This window comes from Diaminobutyricimonas aerilata (assembly GCF_002797715.1).
In the GTDB taxonomy this organism is placed as follows: domain Bacteria; phylum Actinomycetota; class Actinomycetes; order Actinomycetales; family Microbacteriaceae; genus Diaminobutyricimonas; species Diaminobutyricimonas aerilata.
In genome coordinates this window covers 2,690,050-2,710,988 of sequence record NZ_PGFF01000001.1, presented here as the reverse complement: position 1 = coordinate 2,710,988, position 20,939 = coordinate 2,690,050, and the positions used below count along the sequence as shown (strand labels likewise).

Here is a 20,939-nt window from a genome sequence, read left to right as displayed (position 1 = left end):
CGACGGGGCAGACGTTGCGCGGCGGGTCAGACCTCCGCGCGGCGGATCAGACCTTCGCGCGCCAGTCGTCCTCGTCGACGATGTCGGTCGGGAGGGTGATCGCGCCCGTCGGCGGGTCGATCACGGTCACCTCGTCGCGACGGTGCCGCAGCACCGTGTCGATGTACGAGGTGAGCGCCTCCGAGAGGGGCACGTCGCGGCCCTCGTTCTGCGACATGTACCAGCGGTGGTCGAGCAGCTGATGGAAGACTTCCGCCGGCTCGAGCTTGCGGGTCAGGTCGCGGGGGATCGCGCGGGTGATCGGCTCGAACACGCGGGCGAGCCACTCGTGCGCGATCACCTCCTCGTCGACGTCCTTCCGGCGTGAGCTCGCCCGGTAGGAGTCGAGGTCGTTGAGCAGACGGCGCGCCTGGTTCTCGCCCGCATCGAGGCCCGTGAGTCGCAGCAGCCGGCGCGAATGGTGGCCGGCGTCGACGACCTTCGGCTGGATGTGCACGGTCGTACCCGCGTCGTCGGTGCGGATGGCGAGTTCCTCGATGTCGAAGCCGAGGTCGTTCAACCGCTCGACGCGCTGCGCGATGCGCCACCGCTCGGATTGGTCGAACTTCTCGGCTCCGGTGAGCTCGCGCCAGAGCATCCGGTACTGGGCGACGATGCGGCTGCTCACCTCGACCGGGTCGAGGGCCTCGTCGAGGCGGTTGCCCGCCTCGAGGTCGAGCAGCTCGCCGGCGATGTTCACGCGAGCGATCTCGAGGTCGTTCTCACGCTGCCCGTTCGAGAGTCCGCCGTCGTACAGCTGCCCCGTCTCCGCGTCGACGAGGTAGGCGGCGAAGGCACCCGCGTCGCGGCGGAAGAGGGTGTTCGACAGCGACACGTCTCCCCAGAAGAACCCGGCGATGTGCAGGCGCACGAGCAGCAACGCGAGGGCATCGACCAGTCGGGTCGCCGTCTCGGGGCGCAGGGTCTGCGAGTAGAGCGCGCGGTAGGGGAGCGAGAACTTCAAGTGCCGGGTCACGAGCACCGGGTCGAGCGGGGTGCCCTCGTCGTCGGTGCGGTTCGTGATGACGGCGACCGGGTCGACGCACGGGATGTCGAGGCGCTGCAGCGTACGCAGCATGTCGTACTCGCGGGCGGCGAGCTCCTGGGTCGTCTCCTTGATCGCGACGACGTACCCGCCGAGGTGCACGAAGCGCACGAGGTGCCGCGAGATGCCCTTGGGCAGTGCCGCGATGACCTCGTCGGGCCACAACTCGAGCGGCAGGTTCCAGGGCAGGTCGAGCAGCCCCGGGTCGACCGTCGCCGACGTGATGTTGAGTGAACCAGCCATGCTGTCGATTCTCCCCCGGAAAAGGGACGAGCCCGTCACACGTGGTGACGGGCTCGCCCAGAAGGTGGTGCGATCAGGCGACGACCGCCGGGGTCAGGCGCGCGCCCGACTCGGTGTCGAACGCGTGGACGTGCGCCGGCTTCGGGGTGATGAAGACGCGGTCACCGGCGTTCGGGTGAACGCGGCCGTCGACGCGGGCGACGATGTCGACGCGCTGGCCGTCGACCTCGGTGTGGCCGTAGAGGTTGCCGTCCGAGCCGAGTTCCTCGACGACGTCGACCTCGACCTGCAGGCCCTCGCCGCCGTTCGCGACGATGAGGTCCTCCGGACGCACGCCGACGGTGACCTTGCGGCCCGCGACGGTGCCGAGGGTCTCACGGTCGACCGGCGCGACGGCCGTGCCGAACTTGAGTCCGCCGTCGACCACGTCGGCCGGGAAGAGGTTCATGGCCGGCGAGCCGATGAATCCGGCGACGAACACGTTGGCGGGCTTCTCGTACAGGTCGCGCGGGGTGCCGACCTGCTGCAGGATGCCGTCCTTGAGCACCGCGATGCGGTCGCCCATGGTGAGCGCCTCGATCTGGTCGTGCGTGACGTAGACCGTGGTGACGCCGAGGCGGCGCTGCAGCGACGCGATCTGCGTGCGGGTCGAGGCGCGGAGCTTCGCGTCGAGGTTCGACAGCGGCTCGTCCATGAGGAACACCTGCGGCTGACGCACGATGGCGCGACCCATGGCGACGCGCTGACGCTGACCACCGGAGAGCGCCTTCGGCTTGCGGCCGAGGTAGGGCTCGAGGTCGAGCAGCTTCGCCGCCTCGAGCACACGCTGGGCGCGCTCCTCCTTGCCGATGCCGGCGATCTTGAGCGCGAAGCCCATGTTCTCGGCGACGGTCATGTGCGGGTACAGCGCGTAGTTCTGGAACACCATCGCGATGTCGCGGTCCTTCGGCGGCACGTCAGTGACGTCGCGGTCGCCGATGAGGATGCGGCCCTCGTTGACCTCTTCGAGGCCGGCGAGCATGCGCAGGGTGGTCGACTTGCCGCAGCCGGAGGGGCCGACGAGCACGAGGAATTCGCCGTCGGCGACCTCGAGGTCGATCTTGTCGACGGCGGGAACCGTCGAGCCCGGGTAGAGGCGGGTGGCCTGGTCGAACGTGACTGATGCCATTGTCTTCGTGTTCTCCTTCACCGGCAGGTACGTGCCGGACGATCCGTTGTGAATGGATGATCGATGACGTCTGAAGCTCGGGCGCCGTCGACCTGTGGGGTTCAGTATGCCACCCCGCGAACGAGGGTGTGAACCGAACGGGAGCATACGGCTTCGCTAGGCTGTTTCAGCTGCCGCCGAGAGACCTCTCAGACGCGGTACGTACGATCGCCCAGGCTCCGACCCGAGGAGCCTGCACAGGCAAGTGGCCACCGGGCCCGATAGAGCGAGGTTTGATGACCGACGGGGGAGCGGGCGACCGCCTGACGAAGAACCAGCGCCGTGAGGCGGCACGTGAGAAGGCGCGCCAGCTGCGCGAGGAGCAGAAAAAGAAGGACCGTCGTAAGAAGGTGCTGCTGCAAGGCGGCATCATCCTCGGCACCCTCGCGATCGTGGCGATCGTCGCACTCGTGATCGTGAACTCGATCCGCCCGGCCGGCCCCGGTCCGCAGAACATGCTCGCGGACGGCATCAAGATCGAGCAGGGCCTCACGGCCGTGCAGACGCCCGGCATCAAGGCCGGCGAGGACCCGACTCCGTTCCCCGAGAACGAGGACGACGAGATCGACGTGCGGGTCTACCTCGACTACATGTGCCCGTTCTGTGCGCAGTTCGAGCAGGCGAACAGCGAGCAGCTGCAGACGCTGCTCGACGAGGACGCGATCACGCTCGAGATCCATCCGATCTCGATCCTCGACCGCGCCTCGCAGGGCACGCGCTACTCCACCCGCGCCGTCGCGGCCATGGGCTGCGTCGCGGAGAACTCGCCCGACGCGTTCTTCGGCGTCAACACGGCGATGTTCGAGAACCAGCCCGCGGAGGGCACGCCGGGTCTCACCAACGAGGAGATCGCGGAGCTCATCTCCGGTGTCGAGGGCGTCGAGAACGTCGACGACATCGAGGAGTGCATCCAGGACGGCGACTTCATGAACTGGGCGCAGGACGCCTCGACACGGGCCCAGAACGGCCCGATCGACGGCACCGACGAGGTCGAGCGACTCGAGTCGACGCCTCTCGTGCTCGTGAACGGCGCGGTCTACCGCGGCGCGCCGAGCGACGCGCAGGCGTTCGCGAGCTTCATCGCCGAAGCGGCCGGCGACACGTTCACCGAGGAGTCGACCCCGACCCCCACCCCGACTCCGACCTCGTGACCGGCGCGGTCAGCCGCCGAGGCGGGTGACCACGATCGGGATCAGGTGATCGAGCGTGAGAGGCGCGAGCGGCAACGCTCGCGCCTCTTCCACGTCCGCCCAGAGCGCCTCCTCGATCTCAGCGGCGACGGCGATGTCGCGCGGAGTGGGCACGGCGAACACATCCGCATCCACCCGGTGACCGGCCTCGTTCGCGGCGGCCGCGTCGAACCGTCCGAGGAACTCGTAGCCGAGCGTCGACACGGGCAGCCCGAGCTCCTCGTTGAGTTCACGCGCGAGCGCCTGGGCGCCGTCCTCACCGGGCTCGAGCTTGCCGCCGGGTTGCATGAACACGGTCGTGCCGCGTTTGCGCACGAGGAGCATGCGCCCCGCGTCGTCGACGATGAGTCCGGCGGCGATGCGGATGACGGGGGCGGTCAGGATCGCTCCGCCGGCGCGGCGTCGCCGTTGCCGTGCGTCGCGGCGGCGGCCGCCGTCGCCGCGGCCCCGCCGGCGAACCCGCCGAGCAGGTCCTTCACGCCGACACCGAGGGTCGAGCTCAGCATCGCGTCGAGCTGGGTCACGCCGCTGACGACGTTCTTGCCGAGCTGGCTCGCTCCGTCGGTCGAGACGACCGTGAGCTGGTCGATGTTCGACATCGGCTCCGCGAGTCGACGCGCGATCTCGGGCAGCGACTCCACGAGACGCAGCCGGATGAGCGCCTCCGACTCCTCGGAGAGGGCTTCGGCGCGCAAGCGGGTCGCCTCGGCCTCCGCCTTTCCCTTCGCGAGGATCGCCTCGGCCTCCGCGTCACCCTCCGCGCGCAACGCCTGCGACTCCGCGATGCGGCGGTCGCGGTCGGCGTTCGCGGTCAGCACGGCGGCCTGGGCCTGCGCTTCGGCGATCTGGCGGATGCGGTACGCCTCGGCGTCCGCGACGACGCGGATCTCCGATTGCAGCTCCGCTTCGCGGAGCTGCGCCTGGCGCTGGGCGGTCAGCTCGCGCTCGGCGATGATGCCCTGCTGCGCACGGGCGTCGGCGAGGGGCTTCGCGGCCTCGGCCTCGGCCTTCGCCTTGTCGGTCTCGAGCTGGATGGCGGCGTTCTTGAGCGACAGCATCCGGTTCGCGTCGGCGATCGCCTCGTCGGCGGCGATCCGCGCCTGCTGGGCCTTCTTGTCCGCTTCGGCCTCGGCGATCTCGGCCGCCTGGCGCACGAGCGCCTGCTCGGGCCGACCCAGGTCGGAGATGTAGTCGAGCTGGTCGCTGATCTCCTTGATCTGGAAGGAGTCGACATCGAGTCCCTGGTTGGCGAGCGACTCGCGTGCGCCCATGAGCACGGCGTCGCCGAGCGCGGCACGGTCCTCGATGATCTGCTTGACCGTCGATCCGCCGATGCTGGCGCGCAGGGATCCCGACAGCACCTCCTGGGTGAACTGGTCGATCTGCTTGTCCTGCTCGAGGAACCGCTGGGCGGCCGCGCGGATCGCCGCGTCGCTGTCGCCGATCTTCACGACGGCGACCGCATCCACCTGGATGGTGATGCCGTTGGAGGTCTGCGCCACCCCCTGGATGCCGATCGCGCGCGAACGCAGCGACACCTTGAACGCCTTCTGGAAGAACGGGGCGACGAAGACGCCGGAGCCGTGCACGACCCGCTGGCCGGAGAGGCTCGTCTCCTTGCCCTGCGCGTCCGTCGTCCGCCGGGCGCGACGGCCGGTGACGATGATGGCCTCGTCCGGGGCCGCGACGCGGTACATGCCCCGCGCGATGAGGAAGGCGACCAGCAGGGCGACGGCGACACCGGCGATGGTGAGGCCGACGGGTCCGAAGACGAAGGAGAGGTCCATGCGTCCACCCTCTCAGAGCCGGTGTGCCGCCCGCCATGGGGAGTGAGCCCCATTCGGATACGCGGGGTTGACGATCACGGCGGAACACCACGTAGAGTGGTACCCCCAGGGGGTACCTTGGGCGGAGAACCAGCACACGGAGGACGACATGACCACCACCGCCGACTACCTCGTCGAGGGCATGACCTGCGGGCACTGCGTGATGAGCGTGACCGAGGAGCTCACCGCCCTCGAGGGCGTGCAGCACGTCGAGGTCGACCTGCGCCCCGGCGCCGCGTCGACCGTCACCGTGTCGAGCGACGCTCCGATCGACCCGGACGCCGTGCGCGCCGCGGTCGGCGAGGCGGGATACTCGCTCAGCGATCCGCGCCCGTGACCACGCTCACCGACGTCGAGCTCGACATCGGCGGCATGACCTGCGCGTCGTGCGCGACCCGGATCGAGCGCAAGCTCAACAAGCTGCCCGGGGTCGAGGCCACGGTGAACTATGCGACCGAGAAGGCGCTCGTGCGGGTGCCGGACGGTGTCGAGACGACGCAGCTCATCGCGACGGTCGAGGGCGCCGGCTACCGCGCCGAGCTCCCCGCACCGACGGTGCAGGACGACACGGGTGCGCCGCAGGCCGACGACACCCGCGAACTGCGCCGGCGACTCCTCGTCTCGCTCGTGCTCACGGTTCCCGTCGTCGCGATGTCCATGATCGCCCCCCTGCAGTTCGCGAACTGGCAGTGGCTCGCCCTCACCCTCGCCGCCCCGGTCGCCGTGTGGGGCGCCTGGCCGTTCCACCGGGCCGCTGCGGTCAACGCCCGCCACGGCGCCGCCACGATGGACACCCTCATCAGCCTCGGCGTGCTCGCCGCATTCGGCTGGTCGCTGTACGCCCTGTTCCTGGGCGACGCCGGCATGCCCGGCATGACGATGGAGTTCACCCTCATCGGGACCCCGGAGGCGGGGGCGGGGGAGATCTACCTCGAGGTCGCCACCGCCGTCACGGTGTTCATCCTCGCCGGGCGGTACGCCGAGGCGCGGGCGAAGAAGGAGTCGTCCGCCGCCCTGCGCGCGCTGCTCGAACTGGGTGCCAAGCACGCGACACTGCTGCGCGACGGTGCCGAGTCGCCCGTGCCCGTCGCGTCGCTCGTGCCGGGCGACCGCGTGGTCGTGCGACCGGGGGAGAAGATCCCCTCCGACGGGCTCGTCGTGGAGGGCGCCTCGGCGGTCGATGCGAGCATGCTCACCGGCGAATCCGTGCCGGTCGAGGTGGCCGCCGGATCGCGCGTGACCGGCGCGACGGTGAACGTCGCCGGTCGGCTCCTGGTCGAGATCACGCGCGTCGGGTCGGACACCGAGCTCGCCCGACTGGGGCGGCTCGTCGAACAGGCGCAGACCGGCAAGGCACGGGTGCAGCGCCTCGCGGACCGCATCTCCGCCGTGTTCGTGCCGGTCGTCATCGGGCTCGCCCTCGTGGCGCTCGCCGGCTGGCTGCTGGCCGGAGCGCCGATCGAGGTGGCCTTCACTGCCGCGGTGGCGACCCTCATCATCGCCTGCCCGTGCGCGCTCGGCCTCGCGACGCCGACCGCCCTGCTCGTGGGCACCGGGCGTGGCTCCCAACTCGGCATCCTCATCCGCGGGCCGCAGGTGCTCGAGCAGACCCGCCGCATCGACACGGTCGTGCTCGACAAGACCGGCACGGTGACCACCGGCGAGATGGCCGTACGGCTCGTGCGCGCGGTCGACGGCGAATCGACGGAGGAGGTGCTGCGTGTCGCCGCGGCGGCGGAGCACGGGTCGGAGCATCCGATCGCCCGCGCCGTGGTGCGTGCCGCGGACGACGTGCAGCCCGCCTCGGACTTCGCTTCGCACGCGGGACTCGGCGTGCAGGCCGTGGTCGGGGATCGTCTCGTCGTCGCGGGGCGAGCCGCCTGGCTGGAGTCGGAGTGGGCGATGGAGGTGCCGCACGCCCTGGCGCGCGAGATCGCCGACGCGGAGGCGGCGGGCACCACCGTCATCGTCGTGGGCTGGGACGGCCGGGTACGCGGCGCCGTGGGCGTCGCCGACACCGTGAAATCCGGCAGCGCGGAGGCCGTGCGTCGCCTGCGCCGCCTCGGCTTGCGGCCGGTGCTGCTCACCGGCGACAACGCCGGCGCCGCCCACACGGTCGCCGAAGCGGTCGGCATCGACGACGTGCGCGCCGGAGTCACGCCCGCGGGCAAGCTCGATGCGGTGCGACAGCTGCAGGCGTCCGGCGCGGTCGTCGCCATGGTCGGCGACGGCGTGAACGACTCCGCGGCGCTCGCCGCCGCGGATCTCGGGATCGCGATGGGCGGGGGGACGGACGCCGCGATCGCGGCGAGCGACATCACCGTCGTGAGCGCAGACCTGCTCGTCGTGCCCGACGCCATCCGCCTCGCCCGCCGCACGCTCGGCATCATCAAGGGCAACCTGTTCTGGGCGTTCGCGTACAACGTCGCGGCGCTGCCGATCGCTATGCTCGGCCTGCTGAACCCGTTGCTCGCCGGCGCCGCGATGGCGGTCTCGTCGGTGTTCGTCGTCACCAACAGCTTGCGGCTCCGAGGGTTCCGGCCGACGCAGTGAGCGGGCGGCGCGGCGTCGCCGGCGCGCCGGGTACCATCGCCGGATGACGTCCGACGGCAGCGTTCTGACCGCCGACGAGACCGAGCGGCTCACCCGTCGCGGGTTGCGGCTCGCCCAGTTCACCGTCGCCTACAACGTGGTCGAGGGGGCCGTCGCGATCGCGGCGGGCGTCGCCGCGGGGCTCGTCTCCGTGATCGGATTCGGGATCGACTCCGGCATCGAGTCGATCGCGGGCGTGCTCGTCGCCCTGCGGCTCACGGCACGACTGCGGCACGGCCATGCCGACGAGCGCAAGGAGCGGATCACGCTGCGGCTCGTCGCGGCGACGTTCTTCCTGCTCGCCGCCTACGTGACGGTCGAGGGCATCCGCAGCCTCGTGACCGCCGAGCGGCCCGACACCTCGGTGGTGAGCCTCGTGCTTCTCGCCGCATCGATCGTCGTGATGCCGTTGCTCGCGGCCGCGAAGACCCGGGTGGGCCGTCGTCTCGGCGACCCGCTCATCCTCGCCGACGCCGCCGAGACGCGCATCTGCGTGCTGCTGAGCGTGTCCACCGTGCTCGGCGTCGGCATCTTCACGCTCACCGGCGCGTGGTGGCTCGACCCCGTCGCGGCGTTCGTCATCGCGGTGTTCGCCATCCACGAGGGTCGCGAGGCCTGGGAGGGCGAACTCGCGCACGACCACGGCCACGACGACCACTGAGGTCTGGGCCGGGACGGCCGGTCAGGCGGCGAGGGCGACCCGGGGTGCGGGGAGCCGGGCACCGAAGTGCGGCAGCCACGGATAGAACACGTGCGGACGCAACACGACGCCCACGGCCTCGTCGAGGTCCGCGCAATAGGTGCGTGAGTGCGGGGTGTCGATCCGCACGACCTCGAAGACGTCCCCGCGGCGGGCGACGAAGCCGAGCACGCATTCCATGCCGGCCGAGATCATCCGCATGTCGACGATGCGCCACCCGCCGGCGACCATGGGATGGACGGCGATGTGATCCGGGCGCAGGCCCCGATGGCGGTCCATGTGACGGAACGAGTAGATCATGTGGTGCCTTCCGCGGCCGGCAGCCGTCGAAAGGAGTGACGAGAACTGCGCGCCCTGACGGGTTGGCTCATCCCGAGGCTATTGCCCCCCGGACGAGGGGCGCCAGGGGTGGCGCGGCGTCCGGGGACCTGCTACGGAGGGTCACCCGGAGAAGTCGAAGTCGAAGTCGATGTAGCCGCGTCGCGCATCCGCGGGAGCGATGAACGGATGATCGACGTCGCCCGTGTCGCGGTCGTCCGCCTCCACCTCGTCTTCTTCGAAGATGATGCTGACCCCGGGGCTCACGAGCACCTCCACCTTCCGGTTACCGACCTCGGTGAATCGCACGAACGCCCCACCGCCGTGCACCGCGTCGATCATGGCGGTTCTCAGCCCGGCCGGGTCCTGACCCTGGGCGAGATAGAACCGGGTCTGATTGACGGTGATCGCGGTGCGCAGCATGAGCCCTCCTCCCCGGCATGTTCGCGGCTTCTGGAGCACCCTGGGGGGGGGGCGGACCCCGAACCCTGAGGTGACGCGCAGGTTTGCGCCCGTCAGCGTCGCGGGCGCCGGCGGAACGCGGCGCGCAGGCACGCCAAACAGCCGATGACGCCCAGCGCCGTGACGACCAGCGCGACGACCGTCATCCAGAGCTCGGTCGCGAGCGTCACGTTCACGACCCCGGCGAAGGCGAGGACGCCGCACACGACGGCGCCGATCGCGAGCTGTTCGCGGGTCCAGCCCGTCTGCGGAGTCGACATGTCGCGAGCGTAGCGGCACGCGGGAGGTGGAGCCTCCTGTCGGGTTCGAACCGACGACCCCCGCTTTACAAGAGCGGTGCTCTGGCCAACTGAGCTAAGGAGGCGGGCGCACGAAATCCTACCGGCCGCGCGCGCGTTAGCGTGGGGGTGATGACCACGCCGCCCGCATCCCGCCTCGTCCATGCCCTCGCGATCGCCGCATCCGTCGTCATCGGCGCGATGACCGCGGTGCAGTCGCGCATCAACGGCGAACTGGGGCAGAGGATCGGCGACGGGTACCTCGCCGCGGTCATCTCGTTCGGCTCCGGCCTCGTCATCCTCGTGATCGCGATGCTGGCGTGGAAGCGCGGACGCACCGGACTCCGGCTCATCGCGCAGGCCCTGCGCTCCCGCTCCATGCCGTGGTGGTACCTCGTCGGCGGCGCGGCGGGCGCCTTCCTCGTGCTGTCGCAGGGACTCACCGCCGCCGTGCTCGGCGTCGCGCTCTTCACGGTCGCCATCGTGAGCGGGCAGACCATCAGCGGGCTCATCATCGACCGGCAGGGGATGGGCACGATGGCACCGAAGACGGTGACCGTCTCGCGTCTCGCCGGATCACTGCTCGCGCTCGCCGCGGTCGTCTGGGCGGTCTCGGCGCAGATCACCGGCGACATCCCGCTGTGGATGCTCGTCATGCCGTTCCTCGCCGGCGCGGGGATCGGGTGGCAGCAGGCGGTCAACGGTCAGGTGCGCACCGTCGCCGACTCGGCGCTCACCGCGACCTTCAACAACTTCGTCGTCGGGACCGTCGTGCTCGTGGTCGCGTTCGCCGTGCACGGGGCCGTCGCGGGATGGCCGACGGGGCTGCCGAGCGAGCCGTACCTCTACCTCGGCGGATCCATCGGGGTGATCTTCATCGCGTCCGCGGCGATCGTCGTGCGGATCGTCGGCGTGCTGCTGCTCGGCCTCGGCACGATCGCCGGTCAGCTGATCATGTCGCTCGCGCTCGACTTCGCCCTCCCCGTTCCGGGTCACGAGATCGTCTGGACGACGGTGGCGGGCACATTGCTCACACTCGTCGCCGTGGCGATCGCCGCGACGCCGAGCCGGGCGCTGCGCTCGTCGTCCTCCGCCTGACCCACGTGCGGCACTGAGCCGCGGCGCGGCGCGGCGCGTCAGGCCACGCGGCAGCGCAACGGCTGCCCGAGCAGGGCCCGTTCGGCCTCCTCGGTCGCGAGCCGCTGCAACGCGGCGAGCGAGGTGTCGGAGAAGAACGCGGCGTGCGGGGTGAGCACGACGGCATCGATCTCGCGCAGCGGGGAGCCGTCGGGCAGGGGCTCCGGTTCGACCACGTCGAGCGCCGCGCCCGCGAGGTGCCCGCTGCGCAGTGCATCCGCGAGGGCGAGCGTGTCGACGAGTCCGCCGCGGGAGGTGTTCACGAGCACGGCGCCTTCGGGCATCGCGGCGAGCGCGGCGGCGTCGATGAGGTGCTCGTTCTCCGGCGTGAGCGGGGCGTGCAGCGAGACCGCGTGCGAGATCCGCAGCAGCTCGTCGAACGACACGAGCTCGATGCCGAGCGGCGCGAGCTGCTCGGCGGAGACGAAGGGATCGCTCGCGACGATGCGGAAGCCGAACGGCCGCAGGCGGGCGGCGACGGACCGGCCGATCCGGCCCGTGCCGACGAGTCCCACGGTCGTCTCGGCGAAACCCCGCAGCGGTCCGAGCTCGCCCGCCCCGAGCCAGCCGCGTTCGCGGACCGCCCGGTCGTACCCCTTGAGCCGCCGCAGCAGCCCGAGCAGCGACGCGACGGTGTGGTCGGCGACCGTGTCGGCGCCGTAGTCCGGCACGTTGCAGACGGCGACCCCGAGTTCCGTCGCGGCGGCGACGTCGACGTTGTCGAATCCGATGCCGTAGCGGATGACGGTCGCCCCGTCGGCGAGCGCGGCGAGCACCCGGCGGGTCATCGGGGCGAAGTTCACGAGCGCGACGCGCGCGCCGGCGACGGCCTCGACCGTCTCGTCCTCGGTGCGGCACGAGAACTCCGCGAACGGCACCCCGTGCCGCTCGGCGAGGGCGCGCTCGCGCTCCACCCCGCCGAAGGCCTGATCGGTGACGACGATGCCGCCGCTCATCGGGGTGCGTCTCCGAGCAGTCCGCGTCCGGCGAGGTTCGCGATGAGCTCCCGGATGCCGAACCGCCAATCCGGTGCCGCCTCCGCGCTCATCACCTCGTTGACGAGGGTGCCGAGCGCCGGCGTCGAGATGGTGACGATGTCGCCGGTGCGGTGGGTGAACCCGGAGCCGGGTTCGTCGCGGTCCTGCGTCGGGGCGAAGAGCGTGCCGGTGAACAGCACGAAGCCGTCCGGGTAGCGGTGGTGCGAGCCCCACGCATGGCTCACGAGCTCCTCGAGCTCGCGACTCATCTCGCTCATCGAGCTCGAGTCGCGCAGCGTGAACCCCTCCGGCCCGTCCACGTGCAGCGACACGGTGAGCCGGCGCACGTCGTCGATGCCGAACTCCGCGTCGAACACCCGGATGAACGGACCGATCGCGCACGAGGCGTTGTTGTCCTTCGCCTCGGTGAGCAGCAGTGCGCTGCGGCCCTCGAAGTCCCGCAGGTTCACGTCGTTGCCGAGCGTCGCTCCGACCGGCCGGCCGTCGGAGGTCACCGCGAGCACCACCTCGGGCTCCGGGTTGTTCCACGTCGAGCGTTCGAGCACGCCGATCGGCTGCCCGGTGCCGACGGCGGAGAGCACCGGAGCCTTCGTGAAGATCTCCGGATCCGGTCCGATGCCCACCTCGAGGTACTGCGACCACAGGCCCTCGGCGAGGAGGATCCGCTTCACCTCCTCCGCCTCGGGGGAGCCCGGCTTCACGCCGCGCAGCGCGCCGCCGAGCACCGTGTCGATGCGCGAACGCAGCTCGAGCGCCTTCGTCGCGTCGCCCTTCGCCCGCTCCTCGATGACGCGCTCGATCATGCTCTTCGCGAAGGTCACCCCCGCGGCCTTGATCACCTGCAGGTCGATCGGAGCGAGCAGGTGAGGCGATGAGGCGTCCCCGCTCAGCGTGGCGTCGAGCACCTCCTGCAGGGGCCACTCCTTGCGGCCCTCCGCGTCGCGGAGCACCGCCAGCACGTCCGGACGGTCCAGGAGCTCCGAGGTCGTCGACGCGACCGCGGTCAGGTCGACGACCCGGTCACCGCGCACGGTGACGACGCTCGGCCCCCGCTCCTCCGGGTCGAAGACCCGCCCGAGGAGAGTTCCCGGTCCCGCTTCCGGGAGGACGGTCCGGACGTGCCGGCGGTAGTCCATCGGTCAGACCCCCGCGTAGTACGCCTCGATGGCGTCGATGTCGACGGACGAGTCGGGGCGCATGCCGAGATTCTCGTAGTGACGGCGGCGCGACGCCATGTCGGCGAGCAGGATCGCGCGGGCGTGCACGGCGACCTCCTGCGCGATGTGGGCCGGCACGACCACGACACCGTCGTCATCCGCCCCGACGATGTCACCGGGGTTCACCTGCACGCCGCCGCACGCGATCGTGGTCTGCGTCTCGATCGCCTGGATGCGGCCGGGGATGATGGTGCGTCCGCGGTGGCGGGCGACCACCGGGCTCTTCTGCGCGGCCACCTCGGCGGTGTCGCGGCAGTAGCCGTCGGTGATGATGCCGACCGCGCCGCCGAGCACCGCGGCCATCGCGTTCTCCGATCCCCAGAAGCCGACCTCGGGGCCGCCGCCGGAGTCCATGACGATCACGTGGCCGGGCTTGAGGTCCTGCGGCAGGCGGGCGTGGCTCGTCTCGGCGAACCAGCGTCCGTGGGCGGCGACGATGTCCTCGGTGGTGTCGAGCTTCCACATCGGCTTGTTGGAGGGCACACAGCGGATGGTGGCCGCCTCGCCCCAGAACTGCATGCCGTTCCAGAGCGGGCGCACCTGGGTGTCCATGAGGCCGATGTTGAAGTAGCCGATGCCGTCCATCGCGTCGACGACGTCGCACACGCGCAGGTGCTGGTAGAGGCTCGCGAGCTCGGCCGGGTCGGCCTTCTCGTAGCGGAAGTGGGTGGGGTTGAGGGTGGTCATGACTGCCTTTCGTGCTGTTCTCGGTCGATCGGATGCGGGGGGACGGTGGGGCGGGATCACACCTCCCCGAGGTGGTAGACGCGTTCGGCGGTCCCGCCGAGCAGCTCGGCCCGCCCGGTCTCGTCGGGCACGAGGTCGAACGCGAGCGAGCGGAGGTCGGTCCACGCGTCGCGGTAGCTCGCGCGCAGCAGCACGACCGGCCAGTTGCTGCCGAGCATGAGCCGCGAAGGGCCGAACGCCGCGACCACCTGCTCGACGTAGGGGCGGATCGCCTCCCGGTCCCATGCGTTCCACGCCGTGAGGGCGTCGATGCCGATCGAGACCTTGACGGCCACGTTCGGCGACTGCGCGAGCTCGGTCAGGTGCGACGCCCACGGATCCCAGCCGCCGGTGTCGAGCGGCGGACGCCCGAGGTGGTCGACGACGATCTGCAGGTCGGGCACGGCCCGGGCGAGTGTCGTGACGGCGCGCACCTGGTCGATCGTGATGGGCACGACGTCCCAGGCGAGCCCGCGCGCGGCGAGTTCGCGGAAGAGCGCGAGCACGTCCGCGTCGCCGAGCCAGTGCAGCGGGTCCTTCGCGACGAGGCACCGCACCCCGCTGAGCTTCGGCAGGCTCCGCCGCTCCAGCTCCGCGAGGGCGGCGGTGCCGCTGCGCACATCGAGCCACGCGACGATGCCGGCGATCCGCCCCTCCGCGGCGAACTCGGCGAGCCGGTCGTTCTCCGCCGGCTCGTCGACCGACTGCATCACGACGGTCGCGTCGACGCCGGCGGCGTCGAGCTCCGGCACGAGGTCGTCGTAGAGGAAGTCGCGCTCGAGGGCGGCGTGCGCGTCCGTGCGCCACGGCTGCTCCTGTGCGGCGGTGCGCCAGAAGTGCTGGTGCGCGTCGATCGTGCGGGTCATCGTCCACTCCATTCGGGTCGTCGGCCGTCGAGGAACGCGGACACGCCCTCGGCGAAGTCGGCGCTGCCGTAGCACTCGAGCAGCAGGTCGTCGGCCTCCGGCACGGGCACGGCGGCCGTGATGCGGCGGTTCATCTCCTTGAGCGCACGCAGGGTGAGAGGCGCGGAGCTGAGGATGCGGCGCACCAGTTCGTCGGCGTGCGCGTCGAGCTCGCCCGCCTCCACGGCACGGAACACGAATCCCGTGCCCTCGAGCCGTTCCGCGGGGATGAGGGTCGCGGTCAGCATCATCGTGAGGGCGTTCGCCTCGCCGGCGCGCGCCCGCAGCCGCGCGAACACGGCGGCCGGGATGCAATTGCCGAGTGTGCGGGCGATCGGAGCGCCGAAGAGGGCGCCGCGTTCGGCGATCACGACGTCGCTGCAGCACGCGAGTGCGAGTCCCGCGCCCACGGCGGTGCGCTGCACGAGCGAGATGACGGGCACCTCGACCGCGAGCACCGCGTCGAGCACCCGCCCGACCGTGCGCTCGTACTCGAGGCCGTCCTGGCCCGAGAATCCGCTGAACTGGCGGATGTCGGTGCCCGCCGCGAAGCCGTCCTCCGCGTCCCCGCGCAGCACGACGGCGCGCGTCGACGCGGGCAGCTCACGCACGCCGCGTTCGAGCTGCTCGTACATCGTCCAGGTGAAGGCGTTGCGCTTGCCGGGGTTCGAGATCCGGAACGTCGACACACCCCCCGCGTGCTCGACGTGCACCGCTGCTCCGCTCACGCGTCCTCCGACGCGGTGGTCACCCGCGGCAGCCACTCGGCGAACACCTCGTCGGTGTGCTGCCCGAGCAGCGGGGGAGCGGACCGCACGCTCACCGGCGTGCGGGAGAGCTTGAGCGGCGAGGCGAGCACTTGCGTCTCGCCCTCGACCGGGTGCTGGAAGCTCGCGATCATCCCGCGCGCCTTCACGTGCGGATCGGAGGTGAGCACCTGCTTGTAGTCGCGGATGGGGCCCGCGGGCACGCCGGCGTCGAGCAGCGCGCTCACCCATTCGTCGGTCGTGCGGGTGGCGAACCGGCGTTCGAGCTCCTCGATCAGCTCGGTGCGGTGCGCCATCCGCTGGTTGTTGTCGGCGAAGCGCGCGTCGTCGACGAGCTCGGGCGCCTCCAGCACGGCGCACAGTCCCCGCCAGAGCTTCTCGTTGTTCGCCCCGATGGTGAGGTAGCCGTCGCTCGTGGCCACCGCCTGGTACGGCGCCGACATGCGGTTCGCCGAACCGAGCGGCCGCGGGCTCTCACCGGTCGACCAGTACTCGGTCGACTCCCACACCGACATCGCGAGCGCCGACTCGAACAGGGACGTCTCGAGGTACTGCCCCTCGCCGTCCTCCCCGCGGGCGAGCAGTGCGGCGAGGATGCCGATCGTCGCGAACATGCCGGCGCCGAGGTCGGCGATCGGGATGGCGGACTTCACGGGAGGGCCGTCCGGCTCGCCCATCACGCTCATCACCCCGGTCATCGCCTGGGCGATGAGGTCGTAGCCCGGGTACGCCGAGTACGGACCCGTCTGGCCGAAGCCCGAGATGCTCGCATAGACGATGCGCGGGTTGACGGCCCGCACCGCGTCGTAGTGCACCCCCAGCCGGGCGGCGACGCCCGGCCGAAAGTTCTCGATGACCACGTCGGCCTCGGCCGCGAGGGCGAGGAACCGCTCGAGCCCGGCCGGATCCTTGAGGTCCAGGCTGACGCTGCGCTTGTTGCGGTTGAGCGAGAGGAAGGCCCGACTGTCCTCGCCGATGACCGAGTACCCCCACGACTTACGGGTCTGATCGCCCTGTTGGGGGTTCTCGATCTTGATCACGTCGGCGCCGAGATCCGCGAGCATCATGGTGCAGAACGGACCGGACATCACCTGGCTCAGATCGAGCACCCGGATGCCCTCCAAGGCGGCCCGGTCCGGAGTCCGGGGGTCGTTGTCGGTGTCGGTCATGAACAGTCGGGCCTCTCGCTCGTCGGTCGCCGGTCAGCTGCCGAGGCCGGCGTTCGCCTCGGCGATGAACGAAGCGGCGGCCTCTTCGACCGACTGGCGGCCGAATGCGACCTGCTCGTAGGCCTGACGGAACGCGGCCTCGAAGGTCGCCTGGTATCCGGGAGGGAACACGATCGAGGGCGGGTCGTTCTCGACGATCCGCTGGAACAGCTCCAGCTCGTGCTTCTTCGTCTCCGACAGGGCCGGGTCGGCCAGCTGCGCCTCGAGCACCTTGGTGTTGGTGGCGGCGCCGTTGTCGGAGGCGAACACGAGTCCCGCGTCGAGGTCGTTGGTGAAGAAGTTCACAAACGCCGCGGCCGTCGGCACGTTGTCGCACGAGCGGGGGATCGCGAAGCCGGACGGGTAGAGGGCGTTGCCCGACCCCTCGGCGCCGCTCGGGTAGGGGATCGTCGTGACCTCGTGGCCCTGTCCCTTGCCGTCGAGCACCGCCGTGACGGGGGTGAGGGCGTTGCCCGGGATCGTGTCGGTCATGAGCTGCCCGTTCGCGAAGTACCCCTGGTCGGGCCCGGACGGTTCCTCGGCCGTACGCTCCGCGGTCTCGGTCACGCCCGCGGCGCGCAGGTCCTCCCACATCGTCCAGTACTCGACGAGGTCGTCCTCGGTGAAGCCGAGCTTGCCGTCCTCGTCGAACAGCGTCTTGCCGTTCGCCTGCGTCCAGCCGATGAAGAAGTTCGGCCGGCCGCCGTTGCTGTCGATCGCGCGGGTGCCCTCGGGCAGGTTCTCGGCCGCATCCTCGAGGAACGTGACGAAGTCGTCCCAGTCGTAGCCCTCGGCGGGGAGTTCGACGCCGGCCTGCTGGGCGAGCGTCGTGTTGACGCCCACGGCGTCGTACGCGGCGCCGTACGGCAGGAAGTAGAGGTTGCCGTCGGGCCCGCGTCCCGTGTCGACGACGGCCTCGGGGATGTCGCTCACGTCGATGACGCCCGCCTCGATCATCGGGTCGAGCGGCAGCAGCAGGTCGCGCGAGGTGTAATCGTTCACCTGGCGGCCCTGCAGCTGCACCGCGCACGGCAGGCTCTTGCTCGCCGCCTGCACATTCAGCCGGTCGAAGTAGCCCTGGAAGTCGGCGGACTGCCCGTTCGCCGTCACGCCCTCGTTCGCCTCTTCGAACATGTCGATGACCGCGTTGGTCTTCTCGTTGCGCGCGTCGCCGCCCCACCAGGCGATCTCGATCGCGCCGGTGACCTCGCCGGTGCCGTCGACGGCGTCGCCGCCGCCCCCACCGCCGGCGTTGCCGCCTCCGCCGCTGCAGCCGGCCAGGAGGAGCGCGCTCGTTCCGAGCGCGAGCGCCCCCAGTCCGCGTCTGGTCCACTTCATCGTGTTGCCGTCCTTTCCTTACTTCATTCCGGTGGTCGCGATGCCCTCGATGAGCAGTCGCTGAGACACGATGAAGAAGCCGACGATCGGCGCGAGCGACAGTGTCGACATCGCGAACAATTCACCGAAGGCGTTCTCCCCCGTGGAGTCGAGGAACGTCTGGAGTGCCAGGGGCACCGTCTGCAGGTCGGCCCGGTTGACGTAGAGCAGCGGGCCGAGGAAGTCGTTCCAACTCGCGATGAAGGTGAACATCGCGGTGGTGCCGATCGCCGGGAGCGCGAGCGGCATGATGATGCGCGCGAAGATCCCGAAGTGCCCCGCGCCGTCGAGGCGGGCGGACTCGTCGAGCTCGCGGGGGAGGGTGCGGATGAACTGCACCATCAGGAAGATGAAGAACGCCTCCGTGCCGAGGAACTTCGGCACCACGAGCGGCAGGTACGTGTTGATCCAGTCGAGCTCGTTGAACAGGATGTACTGCGGCACGAGGGTCACGTGGTACGGCAGCAGCATCGTGCCGAGCAGGATCGCGAACAGGGTGCGCTTGAACGGGAACTCGAGCCGGGCGAAGGCGTAGGCGGTGAGCGAGCAGGAGATCAGGTTGCCGACGATCGACAGCGCCGTCACGAGGAACGAGTTGAGGAAGTACTGCGAGAAGCCGAGCTGGCCGGCACCCCATCCGTTCACGTAGTTGTCGAGCGTGAAGTTGCCGGTGAAGAGACCGAGCCCGTTGAAGATCTCGTTGTTCGGCCGGAACGACGCGGCCACCATCCACAGCAGCGGATAGAGCAGCACGACCAGCAGGCAGACCAGCAGGGTGTGCCGCACGATCCCGAACAGCACGGGATGCTTCACGACCGTGGTGGGGAAGATGCGCCGGGGCATCCGGATCGACGTCGTCGTCATGTCACTTGTCTCCGTAGAACACCCAGTACCGCGCGCTCCAGAAGAAGAGGGCGGTGAAGACGGCCAGCACGAGCACGAGCAGCCAGGCCATCGCGGAGGCGTAGCCCATGTCGAGCTGCGCGAAGCCGCGCTGGTAGAGGTAGAGCGTGTAGAAGAGGGTCGAGTTGACCGGCCCGCCGGTGCCGCCGCTGATGACGTAGGCGCCGGTGAACGCCTGGAAGGCGTTGATGGTGCCCATGAGCGCGTTGAAGAAGATGAGCGGCGTGAGCATCGGCACGGTGATGCTGAAGAACCGGCGGATGCGGCCCGCCCCGTCGACGGCGGCGGCCTCGTACAGCTCGCTCGGCACCTGGCGGAGCCCGGCGAGGAAGATGATCATCGTCGAGCCGAAGGCCCACACCGAGAGCACGACGATCGTGCCGAGGGCCGTGCTCGGATCGCCCACCCAGCTGCCGTGCTCGATGCCGAAGATCGCGAGGGCGGCATTGAGGAGTCCCTCGTCGCCGAACACCTGCCGCCACAGCGCGGCGATCGCGACGCTCGCGCCGAGCAGCGAGGGCAGATAGAACAGCGCGCGGTATCCGGTGAGGAAGCGCATCTTCGTGTTGAGCAGCAGCGCCACGAGCATCGAGATGACCAGCAGCAGCGGCACCGACACGGCGACGTAGGCGAACGTGACCCCCGCCGAGGCGAGGAAGCGCGGATCGCTCGCCATCGCGGTGAAGTTGTCGAGCCCGACCCAGCGCGGCGGCGAGAGCAGGTCGTAGTCGGTGAACGCGAGGTAGAGCGAGTAGAGCATCGGTCCGAGGGTGAGCAGCACGAGGCCGAGCATCCACGGGGTGAGGAAGAGCGCGGCGACGCCGGCCTCCCGCCGTTTCGCGGCGTTCTTGGTGCCGCGGCTCCAGCGGCGTCCGGGGGCATCGGCCATGATGCCCGGGGCGAGTCGTTCGGTCATGCGTCTGCGCCTTCCTGTGCGCCTTCGGAATCGGTCTGCCGGGACCGCTGCGCGTGGGTGCGGATGTCGTCGGCGAGCGTGCGGGAGAGCACGTCGGCGACCGGGACCTCGAGTCCCGCGCCGGAGGCCGCGGCTCGCACGGCGGCGAGGTCCTTCACCCACGGCCGGTCGTCGTCGGGCACGTCGCGTCGGTCGTAGTCGGCGGCGAGGTCGTCGTAGAACCCCCACGTGCGGCCGACCCATGTGTCCCCGGTCGCGGTGCCGAGGGCCTCGATGACGGTCGACTCGGCGACGCCGTACGCGTCCGCGAGCCGGGCGGCCTCGAGCACGGCGCCGAGCGACGCGAACGTGACGAGCTGGTTGGCGAGCTTGGCCGCCGATCCCGCGCCGACCGGTCCGACGTGCAGCACGGTGTCCCCGATCGCGTCGAGCAGCGGTCGGGCGTCGGCCACGTGCTCGTCGGCGCCGCCGACGAGCACGGTGAGTTCGCCGGCGCGGGCCCGGTCGGCCCCGCCGCTGACGGGCGCGTCGATCATCCGCGCACCGCGCTCGGCGAGGGTCGCTGCCACGTCGATCGCCGTCTGCGGGGCGAGGGTGCTGATCACGACGACGAGTCCCTCGAGGGGGCCCTCGACGCGCTCGAGCACCGAACGGATCGCCTGCTCGCCCGGCACGACGAAGCAGACGAGCGGTTCGCGGCCGAGGTCGGCGACGTCGATCTCGCGGGCGCCCTCGCCGCGCAGCTCGGCGACGCGTTCCTCGGCCGTGTCGAGCACGGCGACATCCCACCCGACCTCGAGCAGTCGGGAGGCGAGCGGGGAGCCGAGGTTACCCAGACCCACGATCACGGCGGACGACGATGTCAACGCTTCTCCTCGACTTTGA

The 20,939-nt window shown here is 70.6% G+C and carries 22 protein-coding genes and 1 tRNA gene; 5 read left to right on the top strand and 18 right to left on the bottom strand.

Translation table 11 applies throughout. The features are described from left to right. Window positions 1-46: 46 nt before the first annotated feature. Together CLV46_RS13060 and CLV46_RS13055 are read right to left on the bottom strand one after the other, a co-directional pair. Window positions 47-1,327: a DUF4032 domain-containing protein gene (locus tag CLV46_RS13060; protein ID WP_100365177.1), complete on the bottom strand. Its 1,281-nt coding sequence runs from the start codon at window positions 1,325-1,327 to the stop codon at window positions 47-49. 73 nt (window positions 1,328-1,400) lie between these two features. After that, on the bottom strand, window positions 1,401-2,495 hold the full coding sequence (locus CLV46_RS13055) for an ABC transporter ATP-binding protein (protein WP_100365176.1): 1,095 nt from the start codon (window positions 2,493-2,495) through the stop codon (window positions 1,401-1,403). A gap of 275 nt (window positions 2,496-2,770) precedes the next feature. Between CLV46_RS13055 and CLV46_RS13050 the strand changes: the two genes are divergently transcribed. Further along, window positions 2,771-3,685: a DsbA family protein gene (locus CLV46_RS13050; protein WP_100365175.1), complete on the top strand. Its 915-nt coding sequence runs from the start codon at window positions 2,771-2,773 to the stop codon at window positions 3,683-3,685. A gap of 9 nt (window positions 3,686-3,694) precedes the next feature. Here the strand turns inward: CLV46_RS13050 and CLV46_RS13045 are convergent, their stop codons facing one another. Further along, window positions 3,695-4,084 (bottom strand): NUDIX hydrolase, encoded by a 390-nt coding sequence (locus tag CLV46_RS13045; protein ID WP_425430426.1) that lies wholly within the window; start codon window positions 4,082-4,084, stop codon window positions 3,695-3,697. A 17-nt stretch (window positions 4,085-4,101) separates the two neighbouring features. Further along, window positions 4,102-5,511 carry a flotillin family protein gene (locus tag CLV46_RS13040; protein WP_100365173.1) on the bottom strand — a complete coding sequence of 470 codons (1,410 nt, stop codon included), beginning with the start codon at window positions 5,509-5,511 and terminating at the stop codon, window positions 4,102-4,104. A gap of 148 nt (window positions 5,512-5,659) precedes the next feature. Between CLV46_RS13040 and CLV46_RS13035 the strand changes: the two genes are divergently transcribed. Genes CLV46_RS13035 through CLV46_RS13025 form a run of 3 tightly spaced genes read left to right on the top strand, consistent with a single transcriptional unit; the run spans window position 5,660 to window position 8,803 of the window. Continuing rightward, window positions 5,660-5,887 (top strand): heavy-metal-associated domain-containing protein, encoded by a 228-nt coding sequence (locus CLV46_RS13035; RefSeq protein ID WP_100365172.1) that lies wholly within the window; start codon window positions 5,660-5,662, stop codon window positions 5,885-5,887. Continuing rightward, window positions 5,884-8,103 (top strand): heavy metal translocating P-type ATPase, encoded by a 2,220-nt coding sequence (locus CLV46_RS13030; RefSeq protein ID WP_281253575.1) that lies wholly within the window; start codon window positions 5,884-5,886, stop codon window positions 8,101-8,103. Before CLV46_RS13035 ends, CLV46_RS13030 begins: the two co-directional genes overlap by 4 nt. A 43-nt stretch (window positions 8,104-8,146) precedes the next feature. Then, complete coding sequence (locus CLV46_RS13025; RefSeq protein ID WP_100365171.1) at window positions 8,147-8,803, top strand: cation diffusion facilitator family transporter; 657 nt, start codon at window positions 8,147-8,149, stop codon at window positions 8,801-8,803. A gap of 21 nt (window positions 8,804-8,824) precedes the next feature. Here the strand turns inward: CLV46_RS13025 and CLV46_RS13020 are convergent, their stop codons facing one another. The 4 genes from CLV46_RS13020 to CLV46_RS13005 form a co-directional block, all read right to left on the bottom strand. After that, window positions 8,825-9,142 (bottom strand): hypothetical protein, encoded by a 318-nt coding sequence (locus tag CLV46_RS13020; protein ID WP_100365170.1) that lies wholly within the window; start codon window positions 9,140-9,142, stop codon window positions 8,825-8,827. Window positions 9,143-9,283: 141 nt separating this feature from the next. Next, window positions 9,284-9,583: a hypothetical protein gene (locus tag CLV46_RS13015; protein ID WP_100365169.1), complete on the bottom strand. Its 300-nt coding sequence runs from the start codon at window positions 9,581-9,583 to the stop codon at window positions 9,284-9,286. A 92-nt stretch (window positions 9,584-9,675) separates the two neighbouring features. Continuing rightward, window positions 9,676-9,882, bottom strand: coding sequence for a hypothetical protein (locus CLV46_RS13010; RefSeq protein ID WP_100365168.1), 207 nt, complete (start codon window positions 9,880-9,882; stop codon window positions 9,676-9,678). 27 nt (window positions 9,883-9,909) lie between these two features. Continuing rightward, a tRNA-Thr gene (locus CLV46_RS13005) sits at window positions 9,910-9,986 on the bottom strand. A 46-nt stretch (window positions 9,987-10,032) separates the two neighbouring features. Between CLV46_RS13005 and CLV46_RS13000 the strand changes: the two genes are divergently transcribed. Next, on the top strand, window positions 10,033-10,998 hold the full coding sequence (locus tag CLV46_RS13000; RefSeq protein ID WP_100366056.1) for a DMT family transporter: 966 nt from the start codon (window positions 10,033-10,035) through the stop codon (window positions 10,996-10,998). A 38-nt stretch (window positions 10,999-11,036) separates the two neighbouring features. Here CLV46_RS13000 and CLV46_RS12995 read toward each other — a convergent pair whose 3' ends face one another. The 10 genes from CLV46_RS12995 to CLV46_RS12950 all read right to left on the bottom strand — a co-directional run bounded on the left by CLV46_RS12995 (window position 11,037) and on the right by CLV46_RS12950 (window position 20,920). Beyond that, window positions 11,037-11,993, bottom strand: coding sequence for a C-terminal binding protein (locus CLV46_RS12995; protein WP_100365167.1), 957 nt, complete (start codon window positions 11,991-11,993; stop codon window positions 11,037-11,039). Next, window positions 11,990-13,066, bottom strand: a complete 1,077-nt coding sequence (locus CLV46_RS12990; RefSeq protein ID WP_342746118.1) for a fumarylacetoacetate hydrolase family protein — start codon at window positions 13,064-13,066, stop codon at window positions 11,990-11,992. Before CLV46_RS12990 ends, CLV46_RS12995 begins: the two co-directional genes overlap by 4 nt. A gap of 108 nt (window positions 13,067-13,174) precedes the next feature. Continuing rightward, the gene (locus tag CLV46_RS12985; protein ID WP_100365165.1) at window positions 13,175-13,939 is read right to left on the bottom strand and encodes an RraA family protein; all 765 of its coding nucleotides are present in this window, start codon (window positions 13,937-13,939) and stop codon (window positions 13,175-13,177) included. A 56-nt stretch (window positions 13,940-13,995) separates the two neighbouring features. Next, a complete protein-coding gene (locus tag CLV46_RS12980; RefSeq protein ID WP_157802329.1) occupies window positions 13,996-14,844 on the bottom strand; it encodes an amidohydrolase family protein in 849 nt (282 codons plus the stop codon). Continuing rightward, window positions 14,841-15,611, bottom strand: coding sequence for an enoyl-CoA hydratase-related protein (locus CLV46_RS12975; protein ID WP_157802328.1), 771 nt, complete (start codon window positions 15,609-15,611; stop codon window positions 14,841-14,843). Before CLV46_RS12975 ends, CLV46_RS12980 begins: the two co-directional genes overlap by 4 nt. Then, the gene (locus CLV46_RS12970; RefSeq protein ID WP_100365162.1) at window positions 15,608-16,819 is read right to left on the bottom strand and encodes a CaiB/BaiF CoA transferase family protein; all 1,212 of its coding nucleotides are present in this window, start codon (window positions 16,817-16,819) and stop codon (window positions 15,608-15,610) included. Before CLV46_RS12970 ends, CLV46_RS12975 begins: the two co-directional genes overlap by 4 nt. 33 nt (window positions 16,820-16,852) lie before the next feature. Continuing rightward, entirely contained in the window at window positions 16,853-18,196 is a 1,344-nt protein-coding gene (locus CLV46_RS12965; RefSeq protein WP_100365161.1) for an ABC transporter substrate-binding protein, read from the bottom strand. An 18-nt stretch (window positions 18,197-18,214) separates the two neighbouring features. Next, window positions 18,215-19,099 (bottom strand): carbohydrate ABC transporter permease, encoded by an 885-nt coding sequence (locus CLV46_RS12960; RefSeq protein WP_100365160.1) that lies wholly within the window; start codon window positions 19,097-19,099, stop codon window positions 18,215-18,217. Window position 19,100: 1 nt separating this feature from the next. Continuing rightward, window positions 19,101-20,054 (bottom strand): carbohydrate ABC transporter permease, encoded by a 954-nt coding sequence (locus CLV46_RS12955; RefSeq protein ID WP_100365159.1) that lies wholly within the window; start codon window positions 20,052-20,054, stop codon window positions 19,101-19,103. Next, window positions 20,051-20,920, bottom strand: coding sequence for an NAD(P)-dependent oxidoreductase (locus CLV46_RS12950; RefSeq protein ID WP_100365158.1), 870 nt, complete (start codon window positions 20,918-20,920; stop codon window positions 20,051-20,053). The genes CLV46_RS12955 and CLV46_RS12950 overlap by 4 nt, the downstream gene beginning before the upstream one ends. Window positions 20,921-20,939: the final 19 nt, after the last annotated feature.

Excerpts from the sequence above, each read along its gene's own strand:
- CLV46_RS13060 (WP_100365177.1), bottom strand. The coding sequence starts at position 1,327 with ATGGCTGGTTCACTCAACATCACGTCGGCGACGGTCGACCCGGGGCTG.
- CLV46_RS13055 (WP_100365176.1), bottom strand. The coding sequence starts at position 2,495 with ATGGCATCAGTCACGTTCGACCAGGCCACCCGCCTCTACCCGGGCTCG.
- CLV46_RS13050 (WP_100365175.1), top strand. The coding sequence starts at position 2,771 with ATGACCGACGGGGGAGCGGGCGACCGCCTGACGAAGAACCAGCGCCGT.
- CLV46_RS13040 (WP_100365173.1), bottom strand. The coding sequence starts at position 5,511 with ATGGACCTCTCCTTCGTCTTCGGACCCGTCGGCCTCACCATCGCCGGT.
- CLV46_RS13035 (WP_100365172.1), top strand. The coding sequence starts at position 5,660 with ATGACCACCACCGCCGACTACCTCGTCGAGGGCATGACCTGCGGGCAC.
- CLV46_RS13025 (WP_100365171.1), top strand. The coding sequence starts at position 8,147 with ATGACGTCCGACGGCAGCGTTCTGACCGCCGACGAGACCGAGCGGCTC.
- CLV46_RS13020 (WP_100365170.1), bottom strand. The coding sequence starts at position 9,142 with ATGATCTACTCGTTCCGTCACATGGACCGCCATCGGGGCCTGCGCCCG.
- CLV46_RS13015 (WP_100365169.1), bottom strand. The coding sequence starts at position 9,583 with ATGCTGCGCACCGCGATCACCGTCAATCAGACCCGGTTCTATCTCGCC.
- CLV46_RS13010 (WP_100365168.1), bottom strand. The coding sequence starts at position 9,882 with ATGTCGACTCCGCAGACGGGCTGGACCCGCGAACAGCTCGCGATCGGC.
- CLV46_RS13000 (WP_100366056.1), top strand. The coding sequence starts at position 10,033 with ATGACCACGCCGCCCGCATCCCGCCTCGTCCATGCCCTCGCGATCGCC.
- CLV46_RS12995 (WP_100365167.1), bottom strand. The coding sequence starts at position 11,993 with ATGAGCGGCGGCATCGTCGTCACCGATCAGGCCTTCGGCGGGGTGGAG.
- CLV46_RS12985 (WP_100365165.1), bottom strand. The coding sequence starts at position 13,939 with ATGACCACCCTCAACCCCACCCACTTCCGCTACGAGAAGGCCGACCCG.
- CLV46_RS12980 (WP_157802329.1), bottom strand. The coding sequence starts at position 14,844 with ATGACCCGCACGATCGACGCGCACCAGCACTTCTGGCGCACCGCCGCA.
- CLV46_RS12970 (WP_100365162.1), bottom strand. The coding sequence starts at position 16,819 with ATGACCGACACCGACAACGACCCCCGGACTCCGGACCGGGCCGCCTTG.
- CLV46_RS12965 (WP_100365161.1), bottom strand. The coding sequence starts at position 18,196 with ATGAAGTGGACCAGACGCGGACTGGGGGCGCTCGCGCTCGGAACGAGC.
- CLV46_RS12960 (WP_100365160.1), bottom strand. The coding sequence starts at position 19,099 with ATGACGACGACGTCGATCCGGATGCCCCGGCGCATCTTCCCCACCACG.
- CLV46_RS12955 (WP_100365159.1), bottom strand. The coding sequence starts at position 20,054 with ATGACCGAACGACTCGCCCCGGGCATCATGGCCGATGCCCCCGGACGC.